Source organism: Mycobacterium kyorinense, assembly GCF_001672775.1.
In the GTDB taxonomy this organism is placed as follows: Bacteria; Actinomycetota; Actinomycetes; order Mycobacteriales; family Mycobacteriaceae; genus Mycobacterium; species Mycobacterium kyorinense_A.
This window is the reverse complement of record NZ_LZKJ01000108.1, coordinates 1-26,048: the sequence shown is the minus strand read 5'-3', so window position 1 is coordinate 26,048 and position 26,048 is coordinate 1. Positions and strand designations below refer to the sequence as shown.

The 26,048-nt window shown below is 64.9% G+C and carries 25 protein-coding genes and 3 tRNA genes; 14 read left to right on the top strand and 14 right to left on the bottom strand.

Annotated elements, in window-relative coordinates:
• Positions 1-138 precede the first annotated feature (138 nt).
• The gene (locus A5707_RS11290) at positions 139-1,005 is read right to left on the bottom strand and encodes a hypothetical protein (RefSeq protein ID WP_082969412.1); all 867 of its coding nucleotides are present in this window, start codon (positions 1,003-1,005) and stop codon (positions 139-141) included.
• Positions 1,006-1,900: 895 nt separating this feature from the next.
• Here A5707_RS11290 and A5707_RS24125 point away from each other — a divergent pair.
• Positions 1,901-2,482 (top strand): sensor domain-containing protein, encoded by a 582-nt coding sequence (locus A5707_RS24125; RefSeq protein WP_065014559.1) that lies wholly within the window; start codon positions 1,901-1,903, stop codon positions 2,480-2,482.
• Positions 2,483-2,497: 15 nt separating this feature from the next.
• Here A5707_RS24125 and A5707_RS11280 read toward each other — a convergent pair whose 3' ends face one another.
• The 4 genes from A5707_RS11280 to A5707_RS11265 form a co-directional block, all read right to left on the bottom strand.
• A complete protein-coding gene (locus A5707_RS11280; RefSeq protein ID WP_065014558.1) occupies positions 2,498-4,522 on the bottom strand; it encodes a serine/threonine-protein kinase in 2,025 nt (674 codons plus the stop codon).
• Between the two features lie 9 nt (positions 4,523-4,531).
• Positions 4,532-5,752: a DUF7373 family lipoprotein gene (locus tag A5707_RS11275; protein ID WP_065014557.1), complete on the bottom strand. Its 1,221-nt coding sequence runs from the start codon at positions 5,750-5,752 to the stop codon at positions 4,532-4,534.
• Between the two features lie 255 nt (positions 5,753-6,007).
• Entirely contained in the window at positions 6,008-6,412 is a 405-nt protein-coding gene (locus tag A5707_RS24950; RefSeq protein ID WP_419866419.1) for a J domain-containing protein, read from the bottom strand.
• Positions 6,413-6,999: 587 nt separating this feature from the next.
• Positions 7,000-7,422 carry an Hsp20/alpha crystallin family protein gene (locus A5707_RS11265; protein ID WP_065014606.1) on the bottom strand — a complete coding sequence of 141 codons (423 nt, stop codon included), beginning with the start codon at positions 7,420-7,422 and terminating at the stop codon, positions 7,000-7,002.
• Positions 7,423-7,535: 113 nt separating this feature from the next.
• Here A5707_RS11265 and A5707_RS11260 point away from each other — a divergent pair, with 113 nt between their 5' ends.
• Both A5707_RS11260 and A5707_RS11255 read left to right on the top strand, forming a co-directional pair.
• On the top strand, positions 7,536-7,982 hold the full coding sequence (locus A5707_RS11260) for a MerR family transcriptional regulator (protein ID WP_082969398.1): 447 nt from the start codon (positions 7,536-7,538) through the stop codon (positions 7,980-7,982).
• Positions 7,972-8,181: a hypothetical protein gene (locus A5707_RS11255; RefSeq protein WP_065014554.1), complete on the top strand. Its 210-nt coding sequence runs from the start codon at positions 7,972-7,974 to the stop codon at positions 8,179-8,181. Before A5707_RS11260 ends, A5707_RS11255 begins: the two co-directional genes overlap by 11 nt.
• 152 nt (positions 8,182-8,333) lie before the next feature.
• Here A5707_RS11255 and A5707_RS11250 read toward each other — a convergent pair.
• Positions 8,334-8,416, bottom strand: a tRNA-Leu gene (locus tag A5707_RS11250).
• 258 nt (positions 8,417-8,674) lie between these two features.
• Between A5707_RS11250 and A5707_RS11245 the strand changes: the two genes are divergently transcribed.
• The 7 genes from A5707_RS11245 to pknB all read left to right on the top strand — a co-directional run bounded on the left by A5707_RS11245 (position 8,675) and on the right by pknB (position 18,482).
• Entirely contained in the window at positions 8,675-10,285 is a 1,611-nt protein-coding gene (locus A5707_RS11245) for a DUF3662 and FHA domain-containing protein (protein WP_065014553.1), read from the top strand.
• 126 nt (positions 10,286-10,411) lie between these two features.
• Positions 10,412-10,879 (top strand): FHA domain-containing protein FhaB/FipA, encoded by a 468-nt coding sequence (locus A5707_RS11240; protein ID WP_065014552.1) that lies wholly within the window; start codon positions 10,412-10,414, stop codon positions 10,877-10,879.
• Complete coding sequence (locus A5707_RS11235) at positions 10,876-12,348, top strand: protein phosphatase 2C domain-containing protein (protein WP_065014551.1); 1,473 nt, start codon at positions 10,876-10,878, stop codon at positions 12,346-12,348. The genes A5707_RS11240 and A5707_RS11235 overlap by 4 nt, the downstream gene beginning before the upstream one ends.
• 74 nt (positions 12,349-12,422) lie before the next feature.
• Complete coding sequence (locus tag A5707_RS11230; RefSeq protein WP_065014605.1) at positions 12,423-13,826, top strand: FtsW/RodA/SpoVE family cell cycle protein; 1,404 nt, start codon at positions 12,423-12,425, stop codon at positions 13,824-13,826.
• Positions 13,823-15,298, top strand: coding sequence for a D,D-transpeptidase PbpA (gene pbpA, locus A5707_RS11225; RefSeq protein ID WP_065014550.1), 1,476 nt, complete (start codon positions 13,823-13,825; stop codon positions 15,296-15,298). Before A5707_RS11230 ends, pbpA begins: the two co-directional genes overlap by 4 nt.
• On the top strand, positions 15,295-16,605 hold the full coding sequence (locus A5707_RS11220; protein WP_082969397.1) for a serine/threonine-protein kinase: 1,311 nt from the start codon (positions 15,295-15,297) through the stop codon (positions 16,603-16,605). The genes pbpA and A5707_RS11220 overlap by 4 nt, the downstream gene beginning before the upstream one ends.
• Entirely contained in the window at positions 16,602-18,482 is a 1,881-nt protein-coding gene (gene pknB / locus A5707_RS11215) for a Stk1 family PASTA domain-containing Ser/Thr kinase (RefSeq protein WP_065014549.1), read from the top strand. The genes A5707_RS11220 and pknB overlap by 4 nt, the downstream gene beginning before the upstream one ends.
• On the opposite strand, the gene A5707_RS11210 is transcribed toward pknB, so the two are convergent.
• Together A5707_RS11210 and A5707_RS11205 are read right to left on the bottom strand one after the other, a co-directional pair.
• Complete coding sequence (locus A5707_RS11210; RefSeq protein ID WP_065014548.1) at positions 18,460-19,131, bottom strand: aminodeoxychorismate/anthranilate synthase component II; 672 nt, start codon at positions 19,129-19,131, stop codon at positions 18,460-18,462. The genes pknB and A5707_RS11210 overlap by 23 nt on opposite strands.
• 33 nt (positions 19,132-19,164) lie before the next feature.
• Positions 19,165-19,914 (bottom strand): DUF881 domain-containing protein, encoded by a 750-nt coding sequence (locus tag A5707_RS11205; protein ID WP_065014547.1) that lies wholly within the window; start codon positions 19,912-19,914, stop codon positions 19,165-19,167.
• 104 nt (positions 19,915-20,018) lie between these two features.
• Here A5707_RS11205 and crgA point away from each other — a divergent pair, with 104 nt between their 5' ends.
• Together crgA and A5707_RS11195 are read left to right on the top strand one after the other, a co-directional pair.
• Positions 20,019-20,300 (top strand): cell division protein CrgA, encoded by a 282-nt coding sequence (gene crgA / locus A5707_RS11200; protein WP_065014546.1) that lies wholly within the window; start codon positions 20,019-20,021, stop codon positions 20,298-20,300.
• 154 nt (positions 20,301-20,454) lie between these two features.
• On the top strand, positions 20,455-20,871 hold the full coding sequence (locus tag A5707_RS11195) for a PH domain-containing protein (RefSeq protein ID WP_065014545.1): 417 nt from the start codon (positions 20,455-20,457) through the stop codon (positions 20,869-20,871).
• 10 nt (positions 20,872-20,881) lie between these two features.
• Here A5707_RS11195 and A5707_RS11190 read toward each other — a convergent pair whose 3' ends face one another.
• Complete coding sequence (locus tag A5707_RS11190) at positions 20,882-21,430, bottom strand: peptidylprolyl isomerase (RefSeq protein ID WP_065014544.1); 549 nt, start codon at positions 21,428-21,430, stop codon at positions 20,882-20,884.
• A 129-nt stretch (positions 21,431-21,559) separates the two neighbouring features.
• Here A5707_RS11190 and cwsA point away from each other — a divergent pair, with 129 nt between their 5' ends.
• Entirely contained in the window at positions 21,560-21,985 is a 426-nt protein-coding gene (cwsA, locus tag A5707_RS11185) for a cell wall synthesis protein CwsA (protein WP_065014543.1), read from the top strand.
• 180 nt (positions 21,986-22,165) lie between these two features.
• Here cwsA and A5707_RS11180 read toward each other — a convergent pair whose 3' ends face one another.
• A complete protein-coding gene (locus tag A5707_RS11180) occupies positions 22,166-23,083 on the bottom strand; it encodes an NAD-dependent epimerase/dehydratase family protein (protein WP_065014542.1) in 918 nt (305 codons plus the stop codon).
• A 173-nt stretch (positions 23,084-23,256) separates the two neighbouring features.
• On the opposite strand from A5707_RS11180, the gene A5707_RS24945 reads away from it, so the two are divergent.
• Positions 23,257-23,676 carry an NAD(P)H-binding protein gene (locus A5707_RS24945; RefSeq protein WP_419866418.1) on the top strand — a complete coding sequence of 140 codons (420 nt, stop codon included), beginning with the start codon at positions 23,257-23,259 and terminating at the stop codon, positions 23,674-23,676.
• Between the two features lie 77 nt (positions 23,677-23,753).
• Here A5707_RS24945 and A5707_RS11170 read toward each other — a convergent pair.
• The 4 genes from A5707_RS11170 to A5707_RS11155 all read right to left on the bottom strand — a co-directional run.
• Positions 23,754-23,824: transfer RNA gene (locus A5707_RS11170), tRNA-Ala, on the bottom strand.
• Positions 23,825-24,006: 182 nt separating this feature from the next.
• Positions 24,007-25,488, bottom strand: a complete 1,482-nt coding sequence (tnpB, locus tag A5707_RS11165) for an IS607 family element RNA-guided endonuclease TnpB (protein WP_232000697.1) — start codon at positions 25,486-25,488, stop codon at positions 24,007-24,009.
• 251 nt (positions 25,489-25,739) lie between these two features.
• Positions 25,740-25,813, bottom strand: a tRNA-Ile gene (locus A5707_RS11160).
• A 51-nt stretch (positions 25,814-25,864) separates the two neighbouring features.
• Positions 25,865-26,048: DUF3566 domain-containing protein (locus A5707_RS11155; protein ID WP_197495311.1), on the bottom strand; the 184-nt coding region annotated here is incomplete at its 5' end.

Genomic DNA, 26,048 nt, shown 5'->3' with positions numbered 1-26,048 from the left:
GTAGCAGCCGTTCTTGGGTGACCCGCCATCCTTGGTTAGCACCATAAGTGCAGGCCGGTCAGACCGGAAATCGGTACGTGCATCCCCATCTGACGCCCACCCAGCATCGGCAAATGGACCGCGACGACGCGGTCTTGGCTATGTCAGCTCGTTGCGGTGGCGGCCCAACTCTAAGTCGGGCTCACCGTCGCGGCTCGCCTGACGCCCGGCGTCGACCCGCCGCATTCTGACGTCCGTGGGTTCTTCGAGCTGTCTGCTGCGCCACCGATTCCGGATGTCCTGCGTCGCGTGTTTGATCCGGTCGATCTCGTTGCGCACGTCGTCGGGTCTGGTCTCTTGACTGGCTACCTGGAAATAGGTCAGCACGCAGCGCAACAACTCGAGCTTTTGCTTCTCGCGCTTGGCCAGGTCGTGCGTCGTCATCAGGTCGATCCGCTGTACCGGCGGCAGCGTGCCCCAGTCCAGGACAATCTTCGTTTCGATCGGCTTGCGTCGCCGCGCTTTGAATTTGCGCCAGCGCCCGCTCGGCGCCGGGCTGTCGTAGTAAGTAGCGGTTCCAGCAAAGCGCGACGCTATCGCGCCGCCCAGTTGATGCCGGTCGAGCGCGGAATCCCAGACGGTGCGCCATTCCTGGCTCGGGGCCAGCTCCGGCAGTTCCTCCGGCAAGTGGAGTTCGGTGATGTCGACCATGCCCTCGTACGCGTTTTCATACTCGGCCACGGTGGGTGGGTTGCTGAAATGGAACTGCACGTCGTATGCCGTTCGCTGGCCGAAATTGCGGACTACCAACTCCACCAGGTGCCAGTCGGCCGCATGGGGTTCCATGAACATGGTGACTTGCGGCCGGTTGTCTTCGAAGCTCAACCTCCGCAGGCGCGACAGGTGGTATCGCACATAGATCAGCGCCAGAAGCGCAATCGCGGCCATGACCCAAAGCGCCAGGCCCAGCCAGGCAGTGGCTCCAAAGTTCGCCAGGTCATGCCATCGGTCGCTAAGCCACCCCACCGAACCCACCTTCCGCCGACATGCCGCTCGGCCCCAGCCCTGCTCGCTGGACGTATTGCCATCAGCGCGGTGCCAGCTGCCGACACGCTGCATCATAAGTGACTCGCGCGCACCGGTTGAATTCGCGTCTGCGCCGCGATTTGGCGGCTTAGCAAAAGGACTCCAGCCGACGCTGTCCCTTCGGATTCCGCGTTTGTCGTCCTGCATATCGGGTGCACACAATTGCCAAATAGCCGCAGGCCGCTTCGCGTCGCGTCGTGCCTCAATCGGCGGATAAAGGTCCGCCGGGTCTGAGTCGGCACACCTGGATCCGAGCGGTGAATTCTTTGATCATGTCCCCGGGGAATGAGGCAGGCTAAGCGTGATGAGCAGATACAACGAGCGCGGTGAGGGCGAGGAGACGATGCCCTGGGAGGCCGGCCAGCGGCCCCCGCAACCTGTTAACGACGATGGCGGATCAACGACGTTCATCCCGCGGGACCCGGGTGGCGGAGGGCCCAACGCGCCAAGCGGCTGGCCCGTGCCGCCGCCGCCAATGCCGCCACCCCCGCTGCCGCCGGCGGCGGGCGGCTGGCATGGTGCCGGCCCGATGCCGCCGCCCGGTGCACACTGGGGCAGTCCTCAGATGCCGCCGAGCGGCCCTCCACCCTGGTATCCGCCAGGTATACCGCCCCCGGGCGCAGCCGGACCCCCACGTGGGCGAACACATCTGCGGTGGTGGATCGTCGCGGCCGCGGCTGTTGTCGCGGCTGTTCTCGTTACTGCGGTGGTGGTCACCCGTAGCAGCGACGGTTCCAACTCTGCAGCCGCTCACTCTTCATCTGCCGCGCGCCCGACGCCTGCGAGAACGGCGCCATCAACAAGGCCGACGGCGCCGCCCTCGCCTTCGAAGGCCGTGCCGGCCGCCCCGGTTGACGTGGCGGCATTGCCGGGGCTGCTGTCGTCGCCAGAAGAGATCGGCGAATTACTCGGCAACATCACGATGGAGCCCAGCGCGATCGAGAAGGCACCGGCCGAGGGATTGTCAGTGACACCGGCCCACTGCGCCGATGCGGTCGCTCCGATGACGGAGGCGGCCTACTCAGGGTCGGGGTACTCGGGGCTAGCGGGGCAGGCGTTGAATGCCGCGCCGACAGCTCGGGTGATTCAGGGCGTCGCGTCATTCGTCGATGCAGAATTCGCGAAGTTCTTCTACGACATACAACTGACGTTATGGCGGGGCTGCCAGGACACCGACGTCACGGTGGCCTACTCCGGCGACGACAAGACCGATCATGTGCATCTTGGCGCTGTAGCGGAGTCGGCGGGTATAGCGAACATTCTGATCCTTCCGTCGGCAGCAACCACGAATCGCCAGTGTCAGCACGCTTTGACCGTCCGCAACAACGTGGTCGTCGACGTTCGGGTCTGCAAACCAAATCTTGACGACGCCGGAGTGGAGTTGGCCCGCAGCATCGCCGAGCGCGTCCCGGGATAGCTCCGATAGATTCCCTTAACTGCTACTGAGGGTCGGAACGAACTTGCCGTCGAGGTACTGGGTGGCCAGATAGCCACCCGGATCGGCCAAGGCGGCGACTGTGTCGGGGTCGTCGGCAATGACCATCCGTCCTCGGTAGGCGGCCAATTCGCGAGGTAGTCCGGCGGCTCCGCCGCCGCCGGCTGCGCGGTCGGTGCGCACCACGACCAGGTAGTCGGTGTTGATCAGGTAGAGCTTGTTGGTGTCGGTGACGGGCCGCTCCGAGCTGGTGTCATTGGGTTGGCGGCGCAGTGTGTCGCTGTAACGCAATCCCAGTGAGTCCAGATAGTCGGCGGCGTTGGACGGAGTGAGTGTTTGGGTGACGCCGGAGTCTGAAATATTCACGATGGACACGGTTTTCCCGACTAGGTTCGCGTGCTGGTTTTTCAAATCGGTTTGTTGGGCGCCGACGCTGTTGATCAGCTGGGTGGCCCGCGCGTCGTGACCAAGGATGCGGCCTACCCATTGCAGTTGGGTCTGCCAGTTCCACAGTTGACCGCCTTGTGGCCGCGTGATCGTCGGCGCTATGGCACTCAATCGTTGATAGGTGGCCTCGTCGATGTCACCGGTGGCGATGACGACATCGGGTTTCGCGGACTTGATCGCGTTGGTGTCGATGAAACCGAGCACCGGTGGTGAGCCGGTGATCTTGTCCTGTTCCCAGGACGGCAGCGCGCCCTTGGGTGTGACGATAGCGACGGGTTGCTCGCCCAACGCCAACACGGCATCCGCATCGCCGAACCCCACGGCGGCAACAGCTTTGGGTTGCTTGCTGATTTCGGTGCTGCCATGCGCGTGGGTGAAGGTCTGTGCCTGGTAGCCCGGTTTGTGGTCGGCGCGTGGCCAGAGCATCAGCGCGGCCACCGCGATTACGGCGATCAGCGCTGCCAGTGCCGCCGGAAAGGCGAGCTGACGCAGCCGTTCTCGCCCTTTGCCTCGCGGTGGCGAGCCAATCATGGGACCGCCCGGTGGTGGCGGGCCGGGAGGCATGTGGGCAGGCCCGCTGCCCGCGGGGCCTTGAGGACCGCTGAAGAAGCCGGTGGGATAGCTCGCCTCGCGGTGAAACGCCGGCGGCGGTGGCGATGCCGGACGTGGGTGTGGGCGAGTCGGGCCGGTTTGCGAAGTAGCCGGCCGAGGCTGCGGGGATCGCGGGATAACAGCCGTGCTGTCTTCGAGGGCCTGGGCCGCCGCCGCAGCCAGCTCGCTAGCCTTCTGGTACCGCGCAGCTGGCTCTTTGGCCATCGCTTTGGCGATGACGTCGTCGAGGGCTGCGGGCAACTCTGGTCTGAGATCGGTGACCTTCGGCGGTGGCTCCGAAAGGTGCGCAGCTGCCATTGCGGCTAGCCCACCGGAGCGGCCGGCGTAGGGGTTGTTGTTGGCGAGTAGTCGAAACAGGCTGCAACCCAACGAGTAGATATCGGCGCGGTGGTCAATGTCCATGCCGGTCAAGGCTTCTGGTGAGGCGTAAGCGATCGACGCCATCACCATCCCGGTTGCGGTGAGGTGCGCGGACTCGTCGAAGGCTCTCGCGATGCCGAAATCAGCGAGGAAGATTCGTTCATCGTCCGGGGCAAGCAAGAAGTTGGCCGGTTTGACGTCGCGGTGAATGATGCCGCGACGGTGCGCGTAGTCCAGCGCTTTGGCAACTTCGGCGATGATGTGGACTGCCCGCTTGGGCGTCATGGCGCCGGCGCGTAGTTCACGGTCGGCGTCGGTACCGGCCACGTATTGCATGGAAATCCAGAGCTGGCCAGCCTCGGTTTCACCGCGGGAATAGACGGTCACGATGTTGGGGTGATCGAGGGTGGCGGCCAGATCAGCTTCGCGGAGAAATCGTGCGCGGAATTGCGGGTCGCGGGAGTACTCAACGCTGAGCACTTTCAGGGCGTCGCTGCGCGGCAGCACGGAGTTGGCGGCCTTGTAGACCGTGCCCATCCCACCTGACCCCAATTCGGTTTCGATCGTGTAGCCGGCGATAACCAGTCCGTCGCTAAATCCCATTGGCAGCCTTTATTTTCCGACCAGGAGGATGTACTGGGCCGCCATCTGTTGGTGCGCGTCCCGAAGTTGAGCAGAGGTCACTTCGACCGCGTAGCGACCGGCGGCCGCCGCGCAGTAGTAGGACTGGTTGCCACCGAATTGCAGGCAGCGGCTGGCTTTGAGGTTGGGCACCGGCTCGGCAGGCTTGCCCATAGGCTGAGCTTCGGTGTAGAGCGCATCGGCCAGCGCGGTGGCTGCCGCGGGGTCGCGGGTTTGATAGACCCAATCCAGCGGGCTGACGGCGGCGTCCATCCCGGCATCGGCGAACGCTTTGGCCGACCCCAGCGGGTCGTACTGTAGGTGCGCGGCCGCGCGCGGACCCCATGTGCCGTTGGACAACACCGTGGCGTCTTTGTCGGCTATGGGTAGCGCCTTCGCCAGCACGCCGCTGGGATCCTTTGGCAGGTCAGCAAATTCGGCTGGGTCGCTCGGCCTGAATCCGTCGATCAACGGCCCTTGTAAGTCCAGGGCCGTGCCCACCAGCGCGGCGGCGGCTTCGGGGGCGTCCGTGGTTTCGACCCGCTGGTAGAGGATGTAGGGGCCGCGCGCGGTGAAAGATTTGACGGTGCTCCACTGCTGGCCATCCGAGCGAGGCGCGGTGTAGCTGTTGGCGGTGGCGTCGGGATGGTCGGGGATCGGCAGCACCGTGGTCGATGTCGGTGTCGGAAGCGCAAGCGCGGCAGCACCCATGTCACTGGTCGCGGCGCCGGCCGAGTCGGGGTCGGCCATTCGGATGACGGCGTTGTAGAGGACGGTGCGGTTAGTGTCCTCGCGAGCCACGACAAAACCGTTGATGTAGTGGTGTCGGCCGCAAGCCTGGGCGATCTCACCGGGCATGATCTCGGCGAGCGATCCTGGATCGGACTTGAGCACCATGGCACCGGGCGAAAACCCGAATGCGTGGCCAGTGACGATGGCCGCGTTGACGTCGGAAGGGTCGATCACGAATTCGGCCATCCGCTGCGCTTCAAGGATCGCTCCGGCTGACGGGCTACCGGCTACACCCAATGGGGGGCGCGGCGTAGTGGGGTAGTTGCCGGGGTCGAGCAGAGAAACATCGGTTGCACCGGCTGGAGGGCCACCGGGAGCGCGTATAGCCGCCCCGTCCACGACGGTGGTGCAGGCCCCCACCGACAGGCAGACCGCTACCGCGACTAGGGCGCCGGCCCGGCGGATGGTGTCGTTCAGCATGGGGCAGACCTCACGTCCCGCGGCAACCTGGCTAAAAGTCGCTGCAGGGCGGCGGTGCGAAACTGAGGTAGCGCAGCGCCGGATTCGGCTGTTCGGATGTCATTGGGAACAGGGTCAACAAGGCCGCCGGCATCCTCGACCATCAATTCCGTCGGCAGTCATCGCCACATCCTAAACCGTGGTGAGGCCACGGCTGGCGAGTCGATCGAAGCCGGCTGAAACTGCGTTCCGGGCGCCATATAGCTGTCCAGGCCGTCAACGATGCCACTGCACTGGTCCAGCCCACAGTGTGAAACCTTCAGGTCGCGTCGCGGAGCATGTGCGATAGTCGGCGATCGGAATCGTCAGTGGCGGTTTGCGTTTCGGCGTCGCATGCACCGGTACCGAATCCGTAGAGTGCGGTTGCTGCGTTGCCGCTGCACTTGGGCTTCCGATCAGGTTGCTGCCTGAGCGTTGCGGCTCCGAACGCAGTAGGTGGTAAGCGGCCAGTACTTGCTGCAGCTGTGTCTGGACACCGGCGGTGTATGTACCGGCGTGGCGGGTATCGGGGTGAAGCGTCCGCAGCTTTACCCGAAACGCATGGGCGATCTCGGCTGGGCTGGCCGTGGGCGCCACGCCCAGTACTGCATAGGGATCTAAGTCCGAAGGGATACGTACCATCATGTGCAGGGCAGTAATCGGGCATTACGCAGGGCAGTAATCGGGCATTACGTTGTCTTGGACGAGGCATGAACATCGCCAATGTCCGGAGCGGGACCCGCTGCCAGGGAGAGCGAAGGTTGGGCAGCGGGCCCGACCGGAATATGCGGTAGCTCGCGTAGCGGCCCACTCGCCTCGGGAATGCGCCACGTCGGGTGGCAGTGCGCGCGAGAGGTTATAGCTGCGTCGGGCGCGGTGAGTTAGTGATCATTCGGCTGGGGGCGCCGCGCGAGCCGTTCCGCTCATGAGTGTTGCCCCGCATCACCTCCTACTGGTCGAATTGCGACGATAGTTCCGGCGGTTACGGAGGCGACCGGTGCATGGGCCGCTCTCGTCGGTGAGCAGATCGAGCCGCGGCGGGCGGGGCCGGGCAGCGGGCATTTGGGCACGATCTGTAGTGAAGTACTTGCTCAGTGCGGCTTCGAGCACTCGCAGCCATTCAGCGCGCACGATCCTCTGCGCCTCGTCCAGCACAACCTCGATCAATGTGTCGGTGGTCGTCGTTCTCATCTCCGTCACGTGAGGCAACCGCCGCCCGGCCCCTGCGGTTAAGCGTTGATGGCCCGCTCGTCGTGGCTACTCGCGACCTTGATGCGGCGAGGCTTGGCCTTCTCGGCAACGGGGATCGTCAGCCGCAGCACGCCGTCTTGGTAGCTGGCCTCAATCTGGTCGGCATCGAGGTTGTCGCCCAAGAACAGCTGCCGGCTAAATACGCCGCGCGGTCGCTCCGCCGACACCATTTCGCGGTTCTGATCCAGTCCGGTGCGTTCGGCGTGCACGGTCAGCACATTGCGTTCGACGTCGAGATTCAGGGAGTCTTCCTTAACTCCTGGCAGATCGAACTCGACGATGAATTTATCTCCCTCACGCCAGGCGTCCATGGGCATAACCGCTGGCCGTGCCGCGGTGCCCAATACCTGCTGGGTCCAGCGGTCGAGATCACGGAACGGATCAGTACGCATCAACATCATCTCCACCTCCCAAATTGTGAGCAGATCACCTGTGTGATCTGGTATATATTTCTATATAGCACCGGTGATAGGTTTGTGCAAGAGTGGGTTGCTAAACGATTTGGAGCACCGCGTTGACCGAGGAGACGGCCGCCCGATCCGGGCGGGGGGTGTACAGCATCTCGGTAGCCGCCGAGTTGTCTGGTATCGGCGAGCAGACCCTGCGAATGTATGAAAAGCGAGGGCTGCTTACTCCTGCGCGTACCGCGGGCGGGACACGTCGCTACAGCGATGACGACCTCGCGCGGCTCCAGCGGATCAGCGAGTTGGTCGCAATCGGCGTCAACGTAACCGGCATCGGAGAGATCCTCGGGCTTGAAGCAAGCAATGCTCGGTTGGAATCGGACAACGCGCAGTTGGTCTCCAACAACGCGCAGCTGGTCTCCGACAATGCCCGCCTGGAATCCAATAACGCCCAGCTGGAGTCCGACAACGCTCGGCTCGCTTCGGGCCACCGCATCGAGGTGGCGCCTCGACATCGACCGCAAACACGGGAAAGGGAGGGACGTGATGAAGACTGACGGATACACACTGACTCTCGAAGTGCCCGAGGCAGACCATGCTGAGCAGCAGCTTCCCGTCGATGGAGCAGATGACGCCGCGGGGTTGGATCCGGACTATTTGAAGGATGCGCTCGGCACGGAGGCCGACCCAGCTGATCTCTTCGATCAGGCAGTCAGCGTTCCACTCCCAATGGACGACTACGAAATCGATTTGTGAGTAGCTGGCTTAGGTCGAGCAGAAAGCGTATGTGTCGATCGCGGCGGCCGTCAGTTCGAACCGGTTCTTCGAACACCGCGCGTTGGCTGCTTAGCCTGGCGCAACCAACAGAAAACCCCGACCGATAGCCGGGGTGACCTGTGGTTTTGTTGTGGGCGAAGGGGGACTTGAACCCCCACGTCCCGAAGGACACTGGCACCTGAAGCCAGCGCGTCTGCCATTCCGCCACTCGCCCTGAACGACCGGTGGAGCCTACCACTCTAATAGTGAGCCGCCCCAGCCGTCCTGATGCCCCGACGCGGTCTACCGCCATCCGACAGCGACACGGCAGCCATGGCTGACCTGCGTCGACGCAATTCTCAGAGATCTGGCGGTGCCGCGACGTGGCGGTGGACCGATACCATTAGGTGAATCGAGGCGGTGATGCGACACGCGGGACGGTCATCGTCCCTGCGGCGGCGATACTTAAGGACAAGCGAGGCAGGCGCTGGACATGGACGGCCAAAAGGGGCTAGTTCAACGCATCGAGCGCAAACTCGAATCGACCGTCGGAGATGCGTTTGCCCGGGTATTCGGCGGGTCGATCGTCCCGCAAGAGGTTGAAGCGATGTTGCGCCGTGAAGCAGCCGACGGTATTCGCTCGCTTCAGGGCAATCGCCTTTTGGCTCCGAACGAATACATCATTACCCTCGGTATGCACGACTACGAGAAAGTGGGCGCCGACCCGGATCTCACGTCGGACACCTTCGCTAAGCATTTGGCGGGATACATCGGCGAACAGGGATGGCAAACGTATGGTGATGTGGTTGTCCGGTTCGAGAAATCAGCGAACCTCCACACCGGCCAGTTCCGCGCCCGCGGTGCTGTCAACCCCGATGTGGAACCCCGCTCGACTGTTAGTGATTTCGCCCCGTCACAATCAGATCATGCGTTTAGCGCAGAACCAGGAGTACCAATGACTGAGAATTCGAGCTATCGCGGCGGCCAGGGGCAGGGGCGGCCTGACGACTACTACGACGATCGCTACGGCCAGCCGCAGGATGACGCGCGCGGCAGCCAGGATCCCCGTGGCCCGTATCCGCCGGAATCTGGGGGTTACCCAGATCAGCGGGGTTATCCGCCCCGCCAGCCCGACCAGGGCGGCTACCCCGAGCAAGGCGGTCCCCAAGACCAAGGCGGCTACCAAGATCAGCGCGGCTACCCCGACCAAGGCGGCTACCAAGGCCAAGGCGGCTACCAAGGCCAAGGCGGCTACCCCGAGCAAGGCGGTTACCCCGACCAGGGCGGCTACCAAGGGCAGGGTTACCAAGGTCAGGGTGGCTATCAAGACCAGCGCGGCTACTCCGACCAAGGCGGCTACCAAGGGCAGGGCGGCTACCAGGACCAGGGCGGTTATCAGGGCCAAGGTGGCTACCCACCGTCTTACGAACAGCGTCCGTCCGGCGGCTATGGCGGCGGACAGGGCTATGACGCCGGCTACCGCCAGGGCGGTGGCTATGGGCAGCCTGGCAGCCAAGATTACGGCGACTACGGGCGGGGGCCCGCTCGTCACGACGAAGGCGGCTACGGTCAGCCCGACCAGCGGGCGGCCTACCCCGATCAGGGCGGCGGGTATGAGCAGGGCTACCAGGGCAGCCCTGGATATGGGCGGCAAGACTATGGCCAGCCCGATTACGGGAGCTATGGCGACGCCGGTCCCGGCGGCGGAGGCTATTCGCCATCCGGAGGCGGATACGGCGAACCCGCGGGCCGGGACTACGACTACGGTCAGGCCGGCGGTTATGGCGGCTACGGGCAGGGCGGCTATGCGTCGTCCGGCACCGCGGTCACACTGCAGCTAGACGACGGCAGCGGCCGCACCTACCAGCTGCGTGAGGGCGCCAACATCGTGGGCCGTGGCCAGGACGCGCAATTCCGCCTGCCCGACACCGGCGTGTCACGTCGGCATCTGGAAATCCGCTGGGATGGCCAGGTCGCGCTGCTTTCCGATCTCAACTCCACCAACGGCACCACGGTCAACAACGCGCCGGTCCAAGAGTGGCAGTTGGCCGATGGCGATGTAATTCGCCTGGGTCATTCCGAGATCGTCGTCCATATCCACTGAGCCCATAGCCGAGGCGAAGCTATCCAGCTTCACCCCGCGTCCAGCGCGGTCCAAGTATCGTGACGTTGCTGATGTGCTCGGCATCGCGGCGCGGAGAGCGCGGCGCCAGGACGGAGAGGACGCCAGATGCAGGGTCTAGTACTGCAGCTGACGCGCGCCGGGTTCTTGATGCTGCTATGGCTGTTCATCTGGTCGGTGCTGAGGATCCTGCGGACGGACATCTATGCACCGACCGGCGCTGTCATGGTGCGACGGGGTCTGGCGCTACGCGGCACCCTGTTGCCCTCGCGGCAGCGTCGGCACGCCGCCCGCTATCTGGTGGTGACCGAAGGGGCGCTGGTGGGGGCTCGCATCACGCTGAGTGGACAGCCGGTGTTGATCGGACGCGCGGACGACTCCACCCTGGTGCTCACTGATGACTACGCTTCGACGCGGCACGCGCGGCTATCGCAGCGAGGCGCGGAATGGTACGTCGAGGATTTAGGATCGACCAATGGTACTTACCTTGACAGGGTGAAGGTGACGACGGCGGTACGGGTTCCCATTGGCACGCCGGTTCGAATCGGCAAAACGGTGATCGAGTTGCGCCCGTGACCCTGTTCTTCCGCTATGCGGCTCGCAGCGATGTCGGCCTGGTGCGCTCCAACAACGAAGATTCGGTCTATGCCGGCGCGCGGTTGCTGGCTCTGGCCGACGGCATGGGCGGCCATGCCGCCGGTGAGGTGGCATCCCAGTTGGTGATCGCCGCGTTGGCGCACCTGGACGACGACGAGCCCGGCGGCGATCTGCTGGCCAAACTCGACGCGGCGGTGCGGTCCGGTAACTCGGCCATCGCTGCGCAAGTCGAAATGGAGCCCGATCTCGAGGGGATGGGCACCACGCTGACGGCAATCCTGTTCGCGGGCAACCGCCTTGGGCTGGTGCACATCGGCGACTCGCGCGGGTACATGCTGCGCGACGGGGAGCTGACCCAGATCACCAAAGACGACACCTTTGTCCAGACTTTGGTCGACGAGGGGCGGATCACCAGAGAAGAGGCACACAGCCATCCGCAGCGGTCGCTGATCATGCGCGCATTGACCGGTCACGAGGTTGAACCCACGCTAACCATGCGCGAGGCGCGGGCAGGCGACCGTTACCTACTGTGTTCGGACGGACTCTCCGACCCCGTCAGCGAGGAGACCATCCTCGAGGCGCTGAAGATCTCCGACGTCACCGACAGCGCTGATCGCCTCATCGAACTCGCCCTGCGCGGCGGCGGGCCGGACAACGTGACTGTGGTGGTCGCCGATGTTGTCGACTCCGATTACGGGCCGACCCAGCCGATTATCGCCGGCGCAGTATCGGGAGAAGAGGACCAGCTGACTCGGCCCAACACCGCAGCCGGCCGGGCATCGGCCATCAATCCCCGCAAGAACGTCGTCAAACGTGTTCTGCCGCAAGCGGATGCATTCATTCGGCCGCGACGCTCACGACGACGGATGGCGATCGGCGTCACGTTGGTGGTACTGCTGATCCTCTCGGCGCTAGCCATCGGCCGCCAAGTTGTCTACAGCAACTACTACGTCGCCGCCTACAACGGGGACGTATCGATCATGCAGGGCGTCCAGGGGTCGATACTCGGCTTTCCGCTGCACAAGCCATATCTGGTCGGTTGCCTCAACAGCCGTAACGAACTCTCGCAAATCAACTACGGGCAATCCAAAAGCGCTCTCAACTGCCATCCCATAAAGCTCTCGGATCTGCGGCCATCCGAACGCGCGCAGGTTGCGGCGGGGCTGCCGGCCGGCACCTTGGATAACGCCATCAAGCAACTTCACCAGTTAGCCGCGGGCTCTTTGCTGCCGCCGTGCCCGCCGACGCGCGCCACATCGCCGTCCTCGCCGACGCCGCACACTCCGTCGACCACCAGTCGGACGACGGCACCGAGCACGCCACAGCACAGCACGTCGAGTCCCGAAGAACCGGCGGAGGGTTCGTCGCCGACGACGACCGCATCCACCGTGACGGCGCTTCCCCCACCTCCCCTCGAGCCAGGCAGCGATTGCCGAGCGGCGGCATGACCCGCGTCGACGACGATGCAGAGCGCCCGGGGGACCACAGCTCGCGAGGGGACGACGAGGAGGCGCGGCGCAAATTGAGCACCGCGCCGCAGCCGGCGGTTGCAGTGACCCCTCCGCTGCCCACTCGGCGCAATGCCGAATTGGCGCTGTTGTGCTTCGCCACCGTCATCACGGCGGCGGCACTGGCCATCGTGGAAGCCAACCAGGACCGCGGATTGCGTTGGGATTTGATCACTTACGCCGCCGCCTTCCTGGCGCTCTTCGTAGGCGCGCACGCCGCCATCCGACGCTATGCGCCCTACGCGGATCCGCTGCTGCTGCCGGTGGTGGCACTGCTCAACGGGCTGGGTTTGGTGATGATTCATCGACTGGACCTGTCCCACGCGGGCCGCGGTGCCAGCCCCAGCGCCAACCAGCAGATGTTGTGGACGCTGGTGGGGGTCGTCGCGTTCGCGGTTGTGATGGGCTGGCTGAAAGATCACCGACAGCTCGCCCGCTACGGCTACATCTGCGGCCTGAGTGGCCTGGTGCTGTTGGCGATTCCCGCCCTGCTGCCAGCGTCGTTCTCCGAACAAAACGGCGCCAAAATCTGGATCCGGTTGCCGGGCTTTTCAATTCAGCCGGCCGAGTTCTCGAAAATCCTGCTGCTGGTCTTTTTCTCGGCGGTGCTGGTAGCCAAGCGCGGATTGTTCACCAGCGCTGGCAAGCACGTCGCAGGCCTGGACTTGCCGCGGCCGCGTGACCTGGCGCCGCTGTTGGCGGCGTGGGTGATCTCGGTCGGTGTGATGATCTTCGAAAAGGACCTGGGCACTTCGCTACTGCTGTATGCATCGTTTCTGGTGGTGGTCTACCTCGCCACCCAGCGATTCAGTTGGGTGGTCATCGGGTTGGCTTTGTTTGCGCTCGGAAGCGTTGCGGCGTATTTCGTTTTCGATCACGTCCGAGTACGCGTGCAGACGTGGCTGGACCCGTTCGCCGACCCCGAAGGCAGCGGCTACCAGATGGTGCAGTCGCTGTTCAGCTTTGCCACCGGTGGCATCTTCGGCACCGGACTGGGCAATGGGCAGCCCGACACCGTGCCCGCCGCGTCGACCGATTTCATTGTCGCGGCCTTCGGCGAAGAACTCGGATTGGTCGGGCTGGCAGGCATTTTGATGCTCTACACCATCGTCATCATCCGCGGAATGCGCACGGCGATCGCGGTGCGTGACAGCTTCGGGAAACTGCTGGCCGCGGGTCTGTCCTCGACATTGGCCATCCAGTTGTTCATCGTCGTCGGCGGCGTCACCAAGCTCATCCCGCTGACGGGGCTGACCACACCATGGATGTCCTACGGCGGCTCGTCGCTGTTGGCCAACTACATGCTGCTGGCCATTCTGGCCCGTACGTCGCATGCGGCGCGGCGGCCATTCCGCACCAGCGCGCGCAACACGTCGCCGATCGCGGCGGCCAACACCGAGGTGATCGAGCGGGTATGAACGCCTCTCTGCGGCGAATCTCGGTGACCGTGATGGCGTTGATCGTGCTGCTGCTGTTCAACGCCACGCTCACGCAGGTGTTCACCGCCGACGGGCTGCGCGCCGACCCCCGCAATCAGCGGGTGCTTCTAGACGAGTACTCCCGCCAGCGCGGCCAGATCACTGCTGGGGGCCAACTGCTGGCTTACTCGGTGGCCACCGACAACCGCTTCCGCTTCCTGCGCGTATATCCCGATCCCGCGGTATACGCGCCGGTGACGGGCTTCTATTCGCTGCGCTATTCCAGCACTGGACTCGAACGCGCCGAAGACCCGCTGCTCAATGGGTCCGACCAGCGGCTGTTCGGTCGCCGGCTGGCCGACTTCTTCACCGGCCGCGATCCGCGCGGCGGCAACGTCGACACCACGATCAACCCGCGCGTGCAACAGGCCGCGTGGGACGCCATGCAGCAGGGCTGCAGCGGGCCGTGTAAGGGCGCGGTCGTCGCCCTCGAACCCTCGACCGGCAAGATCTTGGCGCTGGTGTCGTCGCCGTCCTACGATCCAAACCTGCTGGCGTCGCACAATGCCGAGGAGCAATTGCAGGCCTGGCAGCGGTTGCGCGATAACCCCGACTCCCCGCTGACCAACCGCGCCATCGCGGAGACTTATCCGCCGGGCTCCACGTTCAAAGTGATCACCACCGCGGCCGCGCTGCAGGCCGGCACCACCGAGGACGACCAGCTGACCGCGGCAGCCAAGATTCCGCTGCCCGACAGCACTGCGACCCTCGAGAACTACGGCGGCGCCCCCTGCGGCGACGAACCCACAGTCTCGCTGCGCGAGGCTTTCGCTCGGTCCTGCAACACCGCGTTCGTCCAACTGGGCATGCTCACCGGGGCCGACACGTTGCGCAGCACCGCGCAGTCGTTCGGTTTGGACACTGTCCCCGATCCCATCCCCTTGCAGGTCGCACAATCTACGCTCGGCCCGATTCCAGATACCGCCGCGCTGGGGATGTCGAGCATCGGTCAGAAGGACGTTGCGCTGACACCGTTGGAAAACGCACTGGTGGCCGCGACCATCGCCAACGCCGGGGTCACGATGGCGCCGTACCTGGTCGACAGCCTCAAGGGACCCGACTTGGCTAACATCAGCAGCACCGTTCCCCGCGAGCAACGCCGTGCGGTGTCGCCGCAGGTCGCGGCTAAGCTAACAGAGTTGATGGTCGGCGCCGAGAAGTTCACACAGCAGAAAGGGGCCATCCCCGGCGTGCAGATCGCATCCAAGACCGGTACCGCAGAGCACGGCACCGACCCGCGCAACACTCCGCCGCACGCGTGGTACATCGCTTTCGCGCCCGCGCAGGCACCGAAGGTGGCTGTTGCGGTGCTGGTGGAGGATAGCGCCGACCGGCTGTCCGCGACCGGCGGTGCGCTTGCTGCGCCGATCGGGCGGGCCGTGATCGAGGCCGCGCTGCAGGGAGGACCATGAGCCCGCGAGTAGGTGTGACGCTGTCTGGCCGCTACCGGCTGCAGCGCCTCATCGCCACTGGCGGTATGGGGCAGGTCTGGGAGGCGGTGGACAGCCGGCTGGGCCGGCGTGTCGCGGTCAAGGTACTCAAGAGCGAGTTTTCGTCCGACCCTGAGTTCATCGAGCGGTTCCGCGCCGAAGCGCGCACGACGGCGATGCTCAACCATCCCGGAATCGCCAGCGTCCACGACTACGGCGAAACCCAGATGAACGGCGAGGGCCGCACCGCCTACCTGGTGATGGAGCTGGTCAACGGTGAACCGCTCAACTCGGTTCTCAAACGGATGGGCAAACTGTCGTTGCGCCACGCGCTGGATCTGCTCGAGCAGACCGGTCGCGCGCTTCAGGTAGCGCACGCCGCCGGGCTGGTGCACCGCGACGTCAAGCCCGGCAATATTCTGATCACCCCGACGGGGCAGGTGAAGATCACCGACTTCGGCATCGCCAAGGCCGTCGACGCGGCGCCGGTGACCCAGACCGGCATGGTGATGGGCACCGCTCAATACATCGCCCCGGAGCAGGCCCTCGGTCACGACGCCACACCCGCCAGCGACGTCTATTCGCTGGGAGTTGTTGGCTACGAATCGGTTTCGGGTAAGCGGCCGTTTACCGGTGACGGTGCGCTGACGGTGGCGATGAAGCACATCAAAGAACCGCCGCCGCCGCTGCCCACCGATGTGCCGCCTAACGTCCGGGAGCTCATCGAGATCACGCTGGTCAAAAATCCCGGGATGCGCTACCGCAGCGGCGGGCCGTTCGCCGACGCCGTCGCCGCTGTGCGTGCCGGCCGCCGGCCGCCACGGCCCAACCAGGCCGCGTCCTCCGGCCGCGCCACCCCCGCCGCGATACCGTCGGGAGCCCAGGCCAGAGCCGCCGCGAATCCGACCGGGCGCGCGCCAGCGGCTCGCCGATCGCGGCCCGCCACGGGCGGTCATCGCCCGCCGCCGCCGCGGCGCACCTTCTCGTCCGGCCAGCGTGCGCTGCTGTGGGCGGCCGGAGTGCTGGGAGCCTTGGCGATCATCATCGCGGTACTGATCGTCATCAACTCGCATGACGACACCCAGCCGCAACCGTCAGCACCGACCGTGACGGACACCGGCACGCCCAGCAACACCTCGACAAACGCGGGCATGGCTGCTGTACAGCCGTCCAATTGGACGGATCATAGGGGAGCGGGTCATGCTAAACGTCAGAACAAGCAGCCCTGGGCTATCGTGCTGGCGCATCTCCAGCAGGCGCCGCCGGCCCGACACGAGACAACGGTATGACCACTCCGCAGCATTTGTCCGACCGCTACGAGCTTGGCGAAATCCTCGGCTTCGGTGGCATGTCCGAGGTGCACCATGCCCACGACACCCGGTTGCACCGTGACGTGGCGGTCAAAGTGCTGCGCGCCGACCTTGCCCGCGATCCCAGCTTCTATCTGCGTTTTCGGCGCGAAGCGCAGAACGCAGCCGCGCTGAATCACCCCGCCATCGTCGCGGTGTACGACACCGGTGAGGCCGAGACGCCTGCCGGGCCGCTGCCCTACATCGTGATGGAGTACGTCAACGGGGTCACGCTGCGCGACATCGTGCATACCGACGGGCCGATGCCACCCCAGCGGGCCATCGAGGTCATCGCCGACGCCTGCCAGGCGCTGAACTTTTCTCACCAGCACGGCATCATTCATCGTGACGTCAAGCCGGCCAACATCATGATCAGCACCACGAATGCGGTCAAGGTGATGGATTTCGGGATCGCTCGGGCGATCGCCGACAGCGGCAACAGCGTCACCCAGACCGCGGCGGTGATCGGCACCGCACAGTACCTGTCGCCGGAACAGGCCCGGGGCGATTCGGTCGATGCTCGGTCCGACGTTTATTCGTTGGGCTGCGTGCTCTACGAAATCCTTACCGGCGAGCCACCTTTCGTCGGTGACTCACCCGTCGCGGTCGCCTACCAGCATGTCCGCGAGGATCCTGTTCCGCCGTCGCAACGGCACGAGGGTGTCTCCGCCGAACTGGACGCCGTCGTGCTCAAGGCGCTGGCCAAAAACCCCGACAACCGCTACCAGACCGCCGCGGAGATGCGCGCCGACCTGGTTCGGGTGCATAACGGTGAGCAGCCCGAGGCGCCCAAGGTGCTCACCGACGCCGAGCGGAACTCGTTGTTGGCATCGCCGCATCCCAGCGACCCGATGGGCCCGCACACCGATCCGCTGCCCCGCCAGCAACTCGACTTCGGCCGCGACCGCGGCAGCGGGTCGGTGGGCCGCTGGCTCATCGCCGTTGCGGTCTTGGCGGTATTGACCGTCCTCGTCACGATCGCGATCAACACGTTCGGCAACAGCACACGCAGCGTGCAGGTGCCCGACGTGCGGGGGCAGGTGTCAGCCGATGCGATCGCCGCATTGCAAAACAAGGGCTTCAAGACGCGCACGCAGCAGAAACCTGACTCGACCGTGCCGCCTGACCACGTGATCGGCACCGACCCGGGGGCCGACTCCTCGGTGGGCGCCGGCGACGAGATCACCATCAGCGTCTCCACCGGGCCCGAGCAGCGTGAGGTTCCCGACGTGTCGTCGCTGAGCTACGCGTCGGCGGTGAAGAAGCTGAAGGCCGCCGGGTTCGGCCGCTTCAAGCAGGTCCAGTCGCCCTCGCCACCGGACATGAAGGACCGGGTCATCGGGACGATTCCGTCGGCCAACCAGACCTCGGCGATCACCAACGAGATCTCCATCATCATCGGGTCCGGGCCGGCCACCAAGCAGATCCCCGCCGTCGCCGGCCAGACCGTCGAACTCGCCCAGAAGAACCTCAACGTCTACGGCTTCACCAAGTTCACCGAGGCCTCGGTGGACAGCCCCCGCCCGGCCGGTGAGGTAGTCGCGACCAATCCGCCGGCGGATGCGACCGTGCCGGTGGACTCGGTGATCGAACTGCAAGTGTCGAAGGGCAATCAGTTCGTGATGCCCGACGTGTCCGGGATGTTCTGGACCGACGCCGAACCGCAGCTGCGGGCACTGGGGTGGACGGGCGTGCTCGTCAAGGGCGCCGACGTCGACGCCGGCGGCTCCTCGCACAACCGGGTGGTGTCCCAAAGCCCGGCACCGGGTCAGGGCGTCAATAAGGACGGCAACATCACGCTGAAGTTCGGACAGTAGCCGCACCGCGACCGAAGCTGTCCAAGACTTCGCTTTCCAACCGGCGCACCAGCGCGTCGTCGCGGGTCTGCCCGCAGTAGGCCAGCCAGTTGGCCAGCATGCGATGCCCGCCCTCGGTGAGGATCGACTCCGGGTGGAACTGGACTCCGTGGATGGGTAGCGCCGTGTGCCGCACCCCCATGATCACGCCGCTGCGGGTGCGGGCTGTCACCTCGAGCTCGGCGGGCAAGGTCTCCGGCAGGATTGTCAACGAGTGGTAGCGCGTGGCCGTGAACGGGTCTGGAAGGCCCTGCAGCACACCGGTATTCGTGTGAAAGACGCTGCTGGTCTTGCCGTGCAGCAATTCGGGTGCCCGATCGACGGTGGCGCCGAACGCCACCCCGATCGCCTGGTGGCCCAGACATACGCCCAGCAGGGTGGTGTGCGCTGCGGCGCATGCGCGGACCAGGTCGATCGACGCCCCGGCCCGTTCGGGTGTGCCCGGACCGGGGCTGAGCAGTACGCCGTCGAACTGGTCGGCGATCGCGGTCGGGTCGGACAGCCGGGCATCGTCGTTGCGCCACACTGCAGCCTCGACGCCGAGTTGCCCGAGGTACTGCACCAGGTTGAACACGAAGCTGTCGTAATTGTCGACGACCAAGATCCGCATCGCATCAGGCTACCGCCCGCCCGATTGCCCAGCTCAGTAGCTCACCGGACCGGTCGGCTGGGCAACGCGCATCCGGACCGGCTCGCTGTGGCCGGCGATGCGCACGTCGGGCATGACCGCTTCGGTATAGCCGAGGCCGAACCGCACCACGTACTGCTTGTAAAGAGTCACCAGGGGAGCGGCCGCCAGCGCGGCCTGCATGGCCGCGGCATCGCCGATCGCAGTGATCGTGTAGGGCGGGCTGTAGGTACGCCCGTTGAGCAGCAAGGTGTTTCCGACGCACCGCGGCGCCGACGTCGCGATGATGCGCTGGTCTTGCATCTGGATCGCTTCCGCACCCGCGCTCCACAACGCGTTGAGGACGGCCTGGATGTCCTGCTGGTGCACGACGAGATCGTCGGGGGAGGCGTCGCGCGGGAACCGGCCATTGGCGTCGCGCTGGGCATCGGTGAGCGTCACCACCAGTCCTGGCCCGTGCACGGGGTCTAGACCGGCGTCACCAGCCAACTCGGCCGAGCGTCGCAGCATTGCCGCCAGTGCGCTATCCGAAGACCGCCCGTGGGTGGAGTCGATCGTGGTGGCCAACCGGTCACGTTCGCTGCTGAGCGCATCGACTCCGGCCTGCGCATCGCGCACCATGTCGACCAGCCGCGGTGCGTCGCTGCGCCGGATCTCGCTGCCGTTGGACACCCCGTGGGTGGCCCCGAGCAGCAATCCGGCGAGCAGGCAGACCAGCGGGACGCCGACACGCCACGGCGAGCGGCGGGCGGTCTTGTTGACCATCGGCTCTCCGTTCGCGGTGCTGACGTGGGTTAGTCTCGTAGCCGAACAATGCTTGCAGCGGCCCGCCCTTATCGTTGCACCGTCCCTACTGTCCTGAGGTACCGATGCCCAAGTCCAAGGTCCGCAAGAAGAACGACTTCGCGGTCAGCGCGGTCAGCCGCACGCCGGTCAAGGTCAAGGCTGGGCCGTCCAGCGTGTGGTTCGTCGCATTGTTCGTCGGGTTGATGCTGATCGGGTTGATCTGGCTGATGGTTTTTCAACTGGCAGCAACCGGTCCCAGTGCGCCGGCGATGCTCGACTGGATGGCAGAGCTGGGCCCGTGGAACTACGCGGTCGCCTTTGCTTTCATGATCACCGGATTGTTACTGACCATGCGGTGGCGGTAGAGATCCTGGCTCTCGTAATGAATTCAACTGCGCGATGGGTCGTTACTGGGCTAGCGACCTCACGCTTACTCAATCACACGGATGTGATTCATCCCCATTGTTGATAGCGCTTGTGGATAACCGCATCGGCAGTGGTAGGAGTGTTGGGAACCCCATGCAGCAAACTCAATGGGCGCCACCTGTGAACGGAATTGCTGGTTGCGGGCTTGCCGGCGTAGTGATGGCTACCATCTGTGTGACTCTGGTCACAGACCTCCCGGGTCGGATACTGACCGGTGCGGCAGCCGCCGGTTTGATCTTGTTTGCGTGGCTGTCGTGGCGGGCGCGGCCGAAGCTGGCGATTACCGGCGACGGTCTCCTGGTTCGCGGATGGTGGCGAACGCAACTATTGCGGCGCCCCGATATCAAGATCGTCCGGATCACCGAATTCCGTCGGATCGGCCGCAAGATGCGGCTACTCGAGATCGATGGCGTTGACGACCAGCTGCTGATTTTCTCGCGCTGGGACCTGGGCACCGACCCGCTGGAGGTGCTCGACGCGCTTACCGCCGCCGGCTACGCCGGCTCCTGATTCGGCCCGATCAGGAAATCGTGACCGACTCGATGACGACAGGTTCGGTGGGCCGGTCGCTGTGGTCGGTGGGGGTGGTGGCGATCGTGTCGACGACCTTCTGCGACTCGGGGTCGACCACCTCGCCGAAGATGGTGTGGCGGCGGTTCAGGTGCGGGGTCTTGCCGACGGTGATGAAAAACTGTGACCCGTTGGTGCCGGGGCCCGCGTTGGCCATGGCCAGTAGATACGGCTTGTCGAACTGCAATTCTGGGTGGAATTCATCGGCGAACTTGTAGCCGGGTCCGCCGCGGCCGGTGCCGCTCGGGTCCCCGCCCTGGATCATGAATCCGCTGATCACCCGGTGGAAGACAGCGCCGTCGTAAAACGGGCCGGAACTACCGCCTGAGGCGTTCTCGGTCGAATAGTCCTTGGTGCCCTGCGCCAGGCCCACGAAGTTGGCAACGGTCTTGGGAGCGTGGTTTCCGAACAACGCGATCTTGATGTCGCCGCGGTTGGTGTGCAGCGTGGCAGTGGCGGTCTGAATTGGGCTGGTAGTCACGGCATCACAGTCTGCCATCACCGGTATTGGTGTCCGTCATCCGGTCTCGCTATCGCGGAGGCCTGCGCCCATCGCGCCCGCTGCGCTCTCGATAGTGGCAGGGTGGGAGGTCAGTGCGTTCGGAAACGGTCGGCGGAAAGGTGGCAGATGAGCGCGAAGACGAAGACCCGGTTGACCCCGCGGCAGCGACTGAACCGGGGTTTGACGTACTCGGCGGTGGGTCCCGTGGACGTTACGCGTGGTCTCGTCGAGCTGGGTGTTCACTCGGCGCAGGCAGGCGCGTCCAGCTTGCGCCGCCGGTATCAGGAGGGCCGGCTGGCCCAGGATCTGCAATCGGCTCAGGAGACGCTCGCGCAAGAACTGGCCGCCGCCCAGGAGGTCGTCAGCGGGTTGCCCCAGGCGCTGCAAGACGCCCGCCGAGCCCAGCGTCGCAGCAAGCGGCCGTGGGTGGTTGCCGGAGTCGCGGTGCTAGCCCTCGCGGGCGGTGCGGTCGCCTTTTCGGTCGTGCGCCGTTCGTCGCGTCCGGAACCATCGCCGCGGCCCCCGAGCGTCGACGTACAACCGCGGCCGTAACAGCAGTGGAGCCTAGGGGATTCGTTATCTATAGGTGATAGCCACGCGCGGTTCACGTGCACGACGGCGCATGTGGAGCGGTATGCCGTCCTGTCGTGGTCCGTTTATTTTCAGTAATTCCGTGGCGGCGTAGGGGCAGGCGCTGTGGCCAACGCCCAACTATCAACGCCGCAACGAACCTCATCCGCCCTGTGACCTGACGGTGACCACCACCGCTCGGTAGCCTTCACGCACGCTTGGATATCGGGGTCGCCAGTCTGTGCCCGCGCGGAAGCGGGCGTTGGCGACCCGTAGTGATCTGGTCATCGACGTGGTGCGGTCACCGAGTAGTAGGGCCAAACGCCCCGGCCCGGTGATCCACGTCTTGGCGCCGACGGCGTCTGCCATCGCCTGGGTGTTCTGTTTCTTGGTGACGGGGTCGTCATCGACGATGTTGTAGGTGCCGGCGGGGCACTGCAGTGCGGCGACGACCGCGCCCGCCGCGTCGGCGAGGTGGATCGCGGATATGTAGGTCTCGGCGCGGCCGGCCTGGAATGCGATGTGGCGGCGGGCCAGGTCTATGATTTGTTCGCTATGTGCCGCACCCGGCCCATAGAACAGCCCGAACCGCAAAATTACTGCGTCGCTTCCGGTTTCGGCGAATCGCCGGGCGCTGGTTTCCGCGCCGTGATTGCCTGAGGCAATCGGATAGTGGTCGACAGGCCATTCCTCGTCGATCCAGCGGTCTCCGCCGTCGCGGTAGATCATCGCCACGGACTCTTGCACCAGTCTCGGTACCCCTGCTGCCAGCGCTGCGTCAACGACGGCCGCCGAGCCTTCGATGCGGATGCGCTGGCATTCGGTCCAGGCGGATTTCAGGATGAAGCGCTGCGGCGAGGGTAGCGCCGACGCCATATTCACCACCGCATCGTGACCGGTGAAAGCTTTGGCGAGCCCGTCACGGTCGAACAACGACACCTGAAGCGGAGTGGCTCCTTGGCTGGCCAAAACCGAGGCTTTCCTATCGCTGCGGGCTAGCGCGGTGACTTCATGGCCGGCAGCGACCAGCGCGGGCACCGTGTGGCCACCGATCGCGCCGGTACCGCCTGTGACAAACACACCAGGCGCTCGAAGGCGGTCACCGTGTGACGCCGTAGTGCGGGACGGCTCCCGCCTTTCGGCCGATCATCCCTCACTCACTGTGGTCGAGCTATCCGCATTCACACTCGACGAGATTCGGCCGGTCGTTACGCGAAGCGACGCCGTGCTGTCTGGCTGGGTTCGGGCAGGCTGTGCGACGCGCAGGCCGGTGTGACGGCCGCTCTGACCAGCAACATAACAGCCGCCATGACGACAGACGGGTGGCGCGGTTCCTGACCTTCACCTCCGGGGTCATCGCCCCACAGCCATACGACCAACTCTGGTGGCACAAGCACATTCTCGGTCCGGCTCTGGCGACTATCCTCAGGCCCGTTGACGCCGAGCATCAAGCGATCGAGAAGCTATGCACCACAAGCGGACTGGACTGGACGATCTTTCGTCCTGCCCGACTCACCGACGGCAAGCTCACCGGTTCCTACCCCACCGCCGCCGATATCGGCTTGCGCGGTGGGACCTCAATCTCGCGCGCCGACTCGCGCAGACCATGCTCGCAGCTATCGCTGACCCGTTGGCGATCGAGCGAGCTATCTGCATCGCATACTGAGCACTAAACTAAAACTCTTCACGGATATCGAGGCGCTCAATCCTGCTGCGCACCTTGAAGCCGCGCAGCATCGCGAATATCACGTGGAGCCACGGGGAATCGAACCCCGATTTGAGCCTTGCAAAGGCCCTGTTCTACCGTTGAACTATGGCCCCGTCGTGGACATGACCAGGCAAAATGCCGTCAGCCAAGGTCCCTCTCGTCGCCCGATCCTTTCATATCAACTCCCGACTGCTGTTATGCGAACGGCAACCCGCTTCGCTCGCTCGCTCTCTTTTTTACCAACTGAGCTAAGGCCGTTACCTGAAATGTAGATGCTTCTGCGACAGTGCGCATTTCAAGCAGCTTCTCCTTGCGGAGCAGCGGTCCCCGCCTTAGTGGTGCGCGGGGTTGACGTGTCATCGCCTCGTGCCGTCCCCACCGGGACTGTGGGGCTGGTCTTCTGGTTGGCTCGACGTCCTTCTCCAGCCGTGACGCTGGCGGCCGGGCTACTCCCGGTACCGGTCCTCATTCTGCCACCGGCTGTGGTGGTTTCGCTGAGGCGGGCGAGGTTGATCGCCGCATTGAGATCCCGATCCATCGCCGGGCATCCGTTGCGGCAGCGGTAGCGCCGATCACGCAGGCGGAGTTTGGTTTTCGCTCCGCAACGAGAACAGAGTTGAGTGGATTCAAACAGGCGCGAGGCTACCACCAAAGTGGTGCCATACCACAAGGTTTTGTACGCAAGTTGGGCACGCACGCGCCCGAGCGCTGCATCCGCCAAAGCCCGATTGAGCCCGCGCTTGCGCACGCCGCCGCGCCGCCTCATCGCCGCAGCGTTGAGGTGTTCGCATACCACGACATCATGGCGGGCGGCCAACGTTGTGGTCACGAGGTGCATCTCATGTGCGCGAACACTGGCCGCTCGGGCATGAGCCTTGGCGATTCGGCGCTGAGTACGTTGCCACCGATTCGACGGCTCACGTCGAATCCGGTTGGTGGCATCGTACGGTCCCTGCTGACGAGCTGCCCGGCGCTGCAGCGCATGCAACCGAGCTTGCGCGGCTTGCAGCGGCTTGGGTGCTGGGATGCGATCTACTTCCACGCCCTCGGGCGTAGCAACCACCAATAGGTCGCGCACACCAACATCGATACCGACCACAGCATGCGGTGATTTGGCGATGTTGGCGGGTCGGCCCTTGTTGGCGACGATCACCTGGAAGGAGCAGAACCAGCGTCCCGCCTGACGCGACACCGTGGCCGATAGAATCCGGGCGGCCCCAGCCTCCAATCGTCGCGCAAGCTTACGGGTCGACTCATGGGTGCGGATACAGCCGAGCCGAGGCAACACCACATGATGGCGGTCCGATGCGACACGAATCGCGCCCGTGGTGAACCGCACCGAACGACCCGCTGCATGCTTGGCCTTGAAGCGCGGGAACCCCACACGTGCACCGGCCCGCTCACCGGCGCGCGATTTGTCCCACGCCTCCAAAGCCCGCGCCAACGCGTCAAGACCCGTGTTGTAGGCCTCCTTACTGTTGGCTGGCCACCACGGCGCTACGCCTTCTTTGCGCTGATTCCAAGCCTTGCGCAGCTTCGCCAACGACCACCCCTGTGCCGGCGTGAGCTCAAGCTCGGCGATCCCGTAGCTGCGTTCAGCCGACCGCTGATCCAGGTTGGCCTTAACCATGCCAAGCATGTGGTTGAACGCAAACCGGGCGGCACCGCAATGCGACTCCAACATAGGGAGCTGGGCTGGCGACGGATCCAGTGCGAACCGGTATGCCTGTGCTGTCCAGCCGGTGGGGATCTCAAACCGCGGCGTCAAGAGCTCCACCCGGCCACGGGCCAACCCTGGTCAACGTCCACGTCACCACCTTGGCACACCACTCCGACAGACCCACACATACACAGCCGCGCGGACGCGTTGTCGAAACATTCACAACTACTCGCCGCGACCCGCGGTCTGGTCAGCGGCCACATGCCAGACCTCGACGCCCCGTCGCGACCGAATCACTACCGCCAGCACAGCGATCATGGCCAGCGGCAGTATCAGTCGCGCGGAGCGTCTTGGCGAACACATGGTTGTGGGCCTAGGAGGACTCGAACCTCCGACCTCTTCGTTATCAGCGAAGCGCTCTAACCGCCTGAGCTATAGGCCCGCACTCGCGTACGGCCGAGCGACGAGATTACCGCACCGGATGCCTTCGGCACTAATCCCGGTCGGCGAGGGTGACTTCCACGCCGCCGATGAGGTCGGTCGTCAGGTTGTAGACGAACGCCCCGATCGTGGCCATCGCGGTGAGCAGCACGATGTTCACCAGGCCGATCAGCACCGCGCCACCGAAGATCGTGCCGCTGGCCATGATCGCTGTGCTGGCGGTAGTGATTCGGTCG

Excerpts from the sequence above, each read along its gene's own strand:
- A5707_RS11280 (WP_065014558.1), bottom strand. The coding sequence starts at position 4,522 with ATGGGATTTAGCGACGGACTGGTTATCGCCGGCTACACGATCGAAACC.
- A5707_RS11275 (WP_065014557.1), bottom strand. The coding sequence starts at position 5,752 with ATGCTGAACGACACCATCCGCCGGGCCGGCGCCCTAGTCGCGGTAGCG.
- A5707_RS24950 (WP_419866419.1), bottom strand. The coding sequence starts at position 6,412 with ATGGTACGTATCCCTTCGGACTTAGATCCCTATGCAGTACTGGGCGTG.
- A5707_RS11265 (WP_065014606.1), bottom strand. The coding sequence starts at position 7,422 with ATGATGTTGATGCGTACTGATCCGTTCCGTGATCTCGACCGCTGGACC.
- A5707_RS11255 (WP_065014554.1), top strand. The coding sequence starts at position 7,972 with ATGAAGACTGACGGATACACACTGACTCTCGAAGTGCCCGAGGCAGAC.
- A5707_RS11245 (WP_065014553.1), top strand. The coding sequence starts at position 8,675 with ATGGACGGCCAAAAGGGGCTAGTTCAACGCATCGAGCGCAAACTCGAA.
- A5707_RS11240 (WP_065014552.1), top strand. The coding sequence starts at position 10,412 with ATGCAGGGTCTAGTACTGCAGCTGACGCGCGCCGGGTTCTTGATGCTG.
- pbpA (WP_065014550.1), top strand. The coding sequence starts at position 13,823 with ATGAACGCCTCTCTGCGGCGAATCTCGGTGACCGTGATGGCGTTGATC.
- A5707_RS11220 (WP_082969397.1), top strand. The coding sequence starts at position 15,295 with ATGAGCCCGCGAGTAGGTGTGACGCTGTCTGGCCGCTACCGGCTGCAG.
- pknB (WP_065014549.1), top strand. The coding sequence starts at position 16,602 with ATGACCACTCCGCAGCATTTGTCCGACCGCTACGAGCTTGGCGAAATC.
- A5707_RS11210 (WP_065014548.1), bottom strand. The coding sequence starts at position 19,131 with ATGCGGATCTTGGTCGTCGACAATTACGACAGCTTCGTGTTCAACCTG.
- A5707_RS11205 (WP_065014547.1), bottom strand. The coding sequence starts at position 19,914 with ATGGTCAACAAGACCGCCCGCCGCTCGCCGTGGCGTGTCGGCGTCCCG.
- crgA (WP_065014546.1), top strand. The coding sequence starts at position 20,019 with ATGCCCAAGTCCAAGGTCCGCAAGAAGAACGACTTCGCGGTCAGCGCG.
- A5707_RS11195 (WP_065014545.1), top strand. The coding sequence starts at position 20,455 with ATGCAGCAAACTCAATGGGCGCCACCTGTGAACGGAATTGCTGGTTGC.
- A5707_RS11190 (WP_065014544.1), bottom strand. The coding sequence starts at position 21,430 with ATGGCAGACTGTGATGCCGTGACTACCAGCCCAATTCAGACCGCCACT.
- cwsA (WP_065014543.1), top strand. The coding sequence starts at position 21,560 with ATGAGCGCGAAGACGAAGACCCGGTTGACCCCGCGGCAGCGACTGAAC.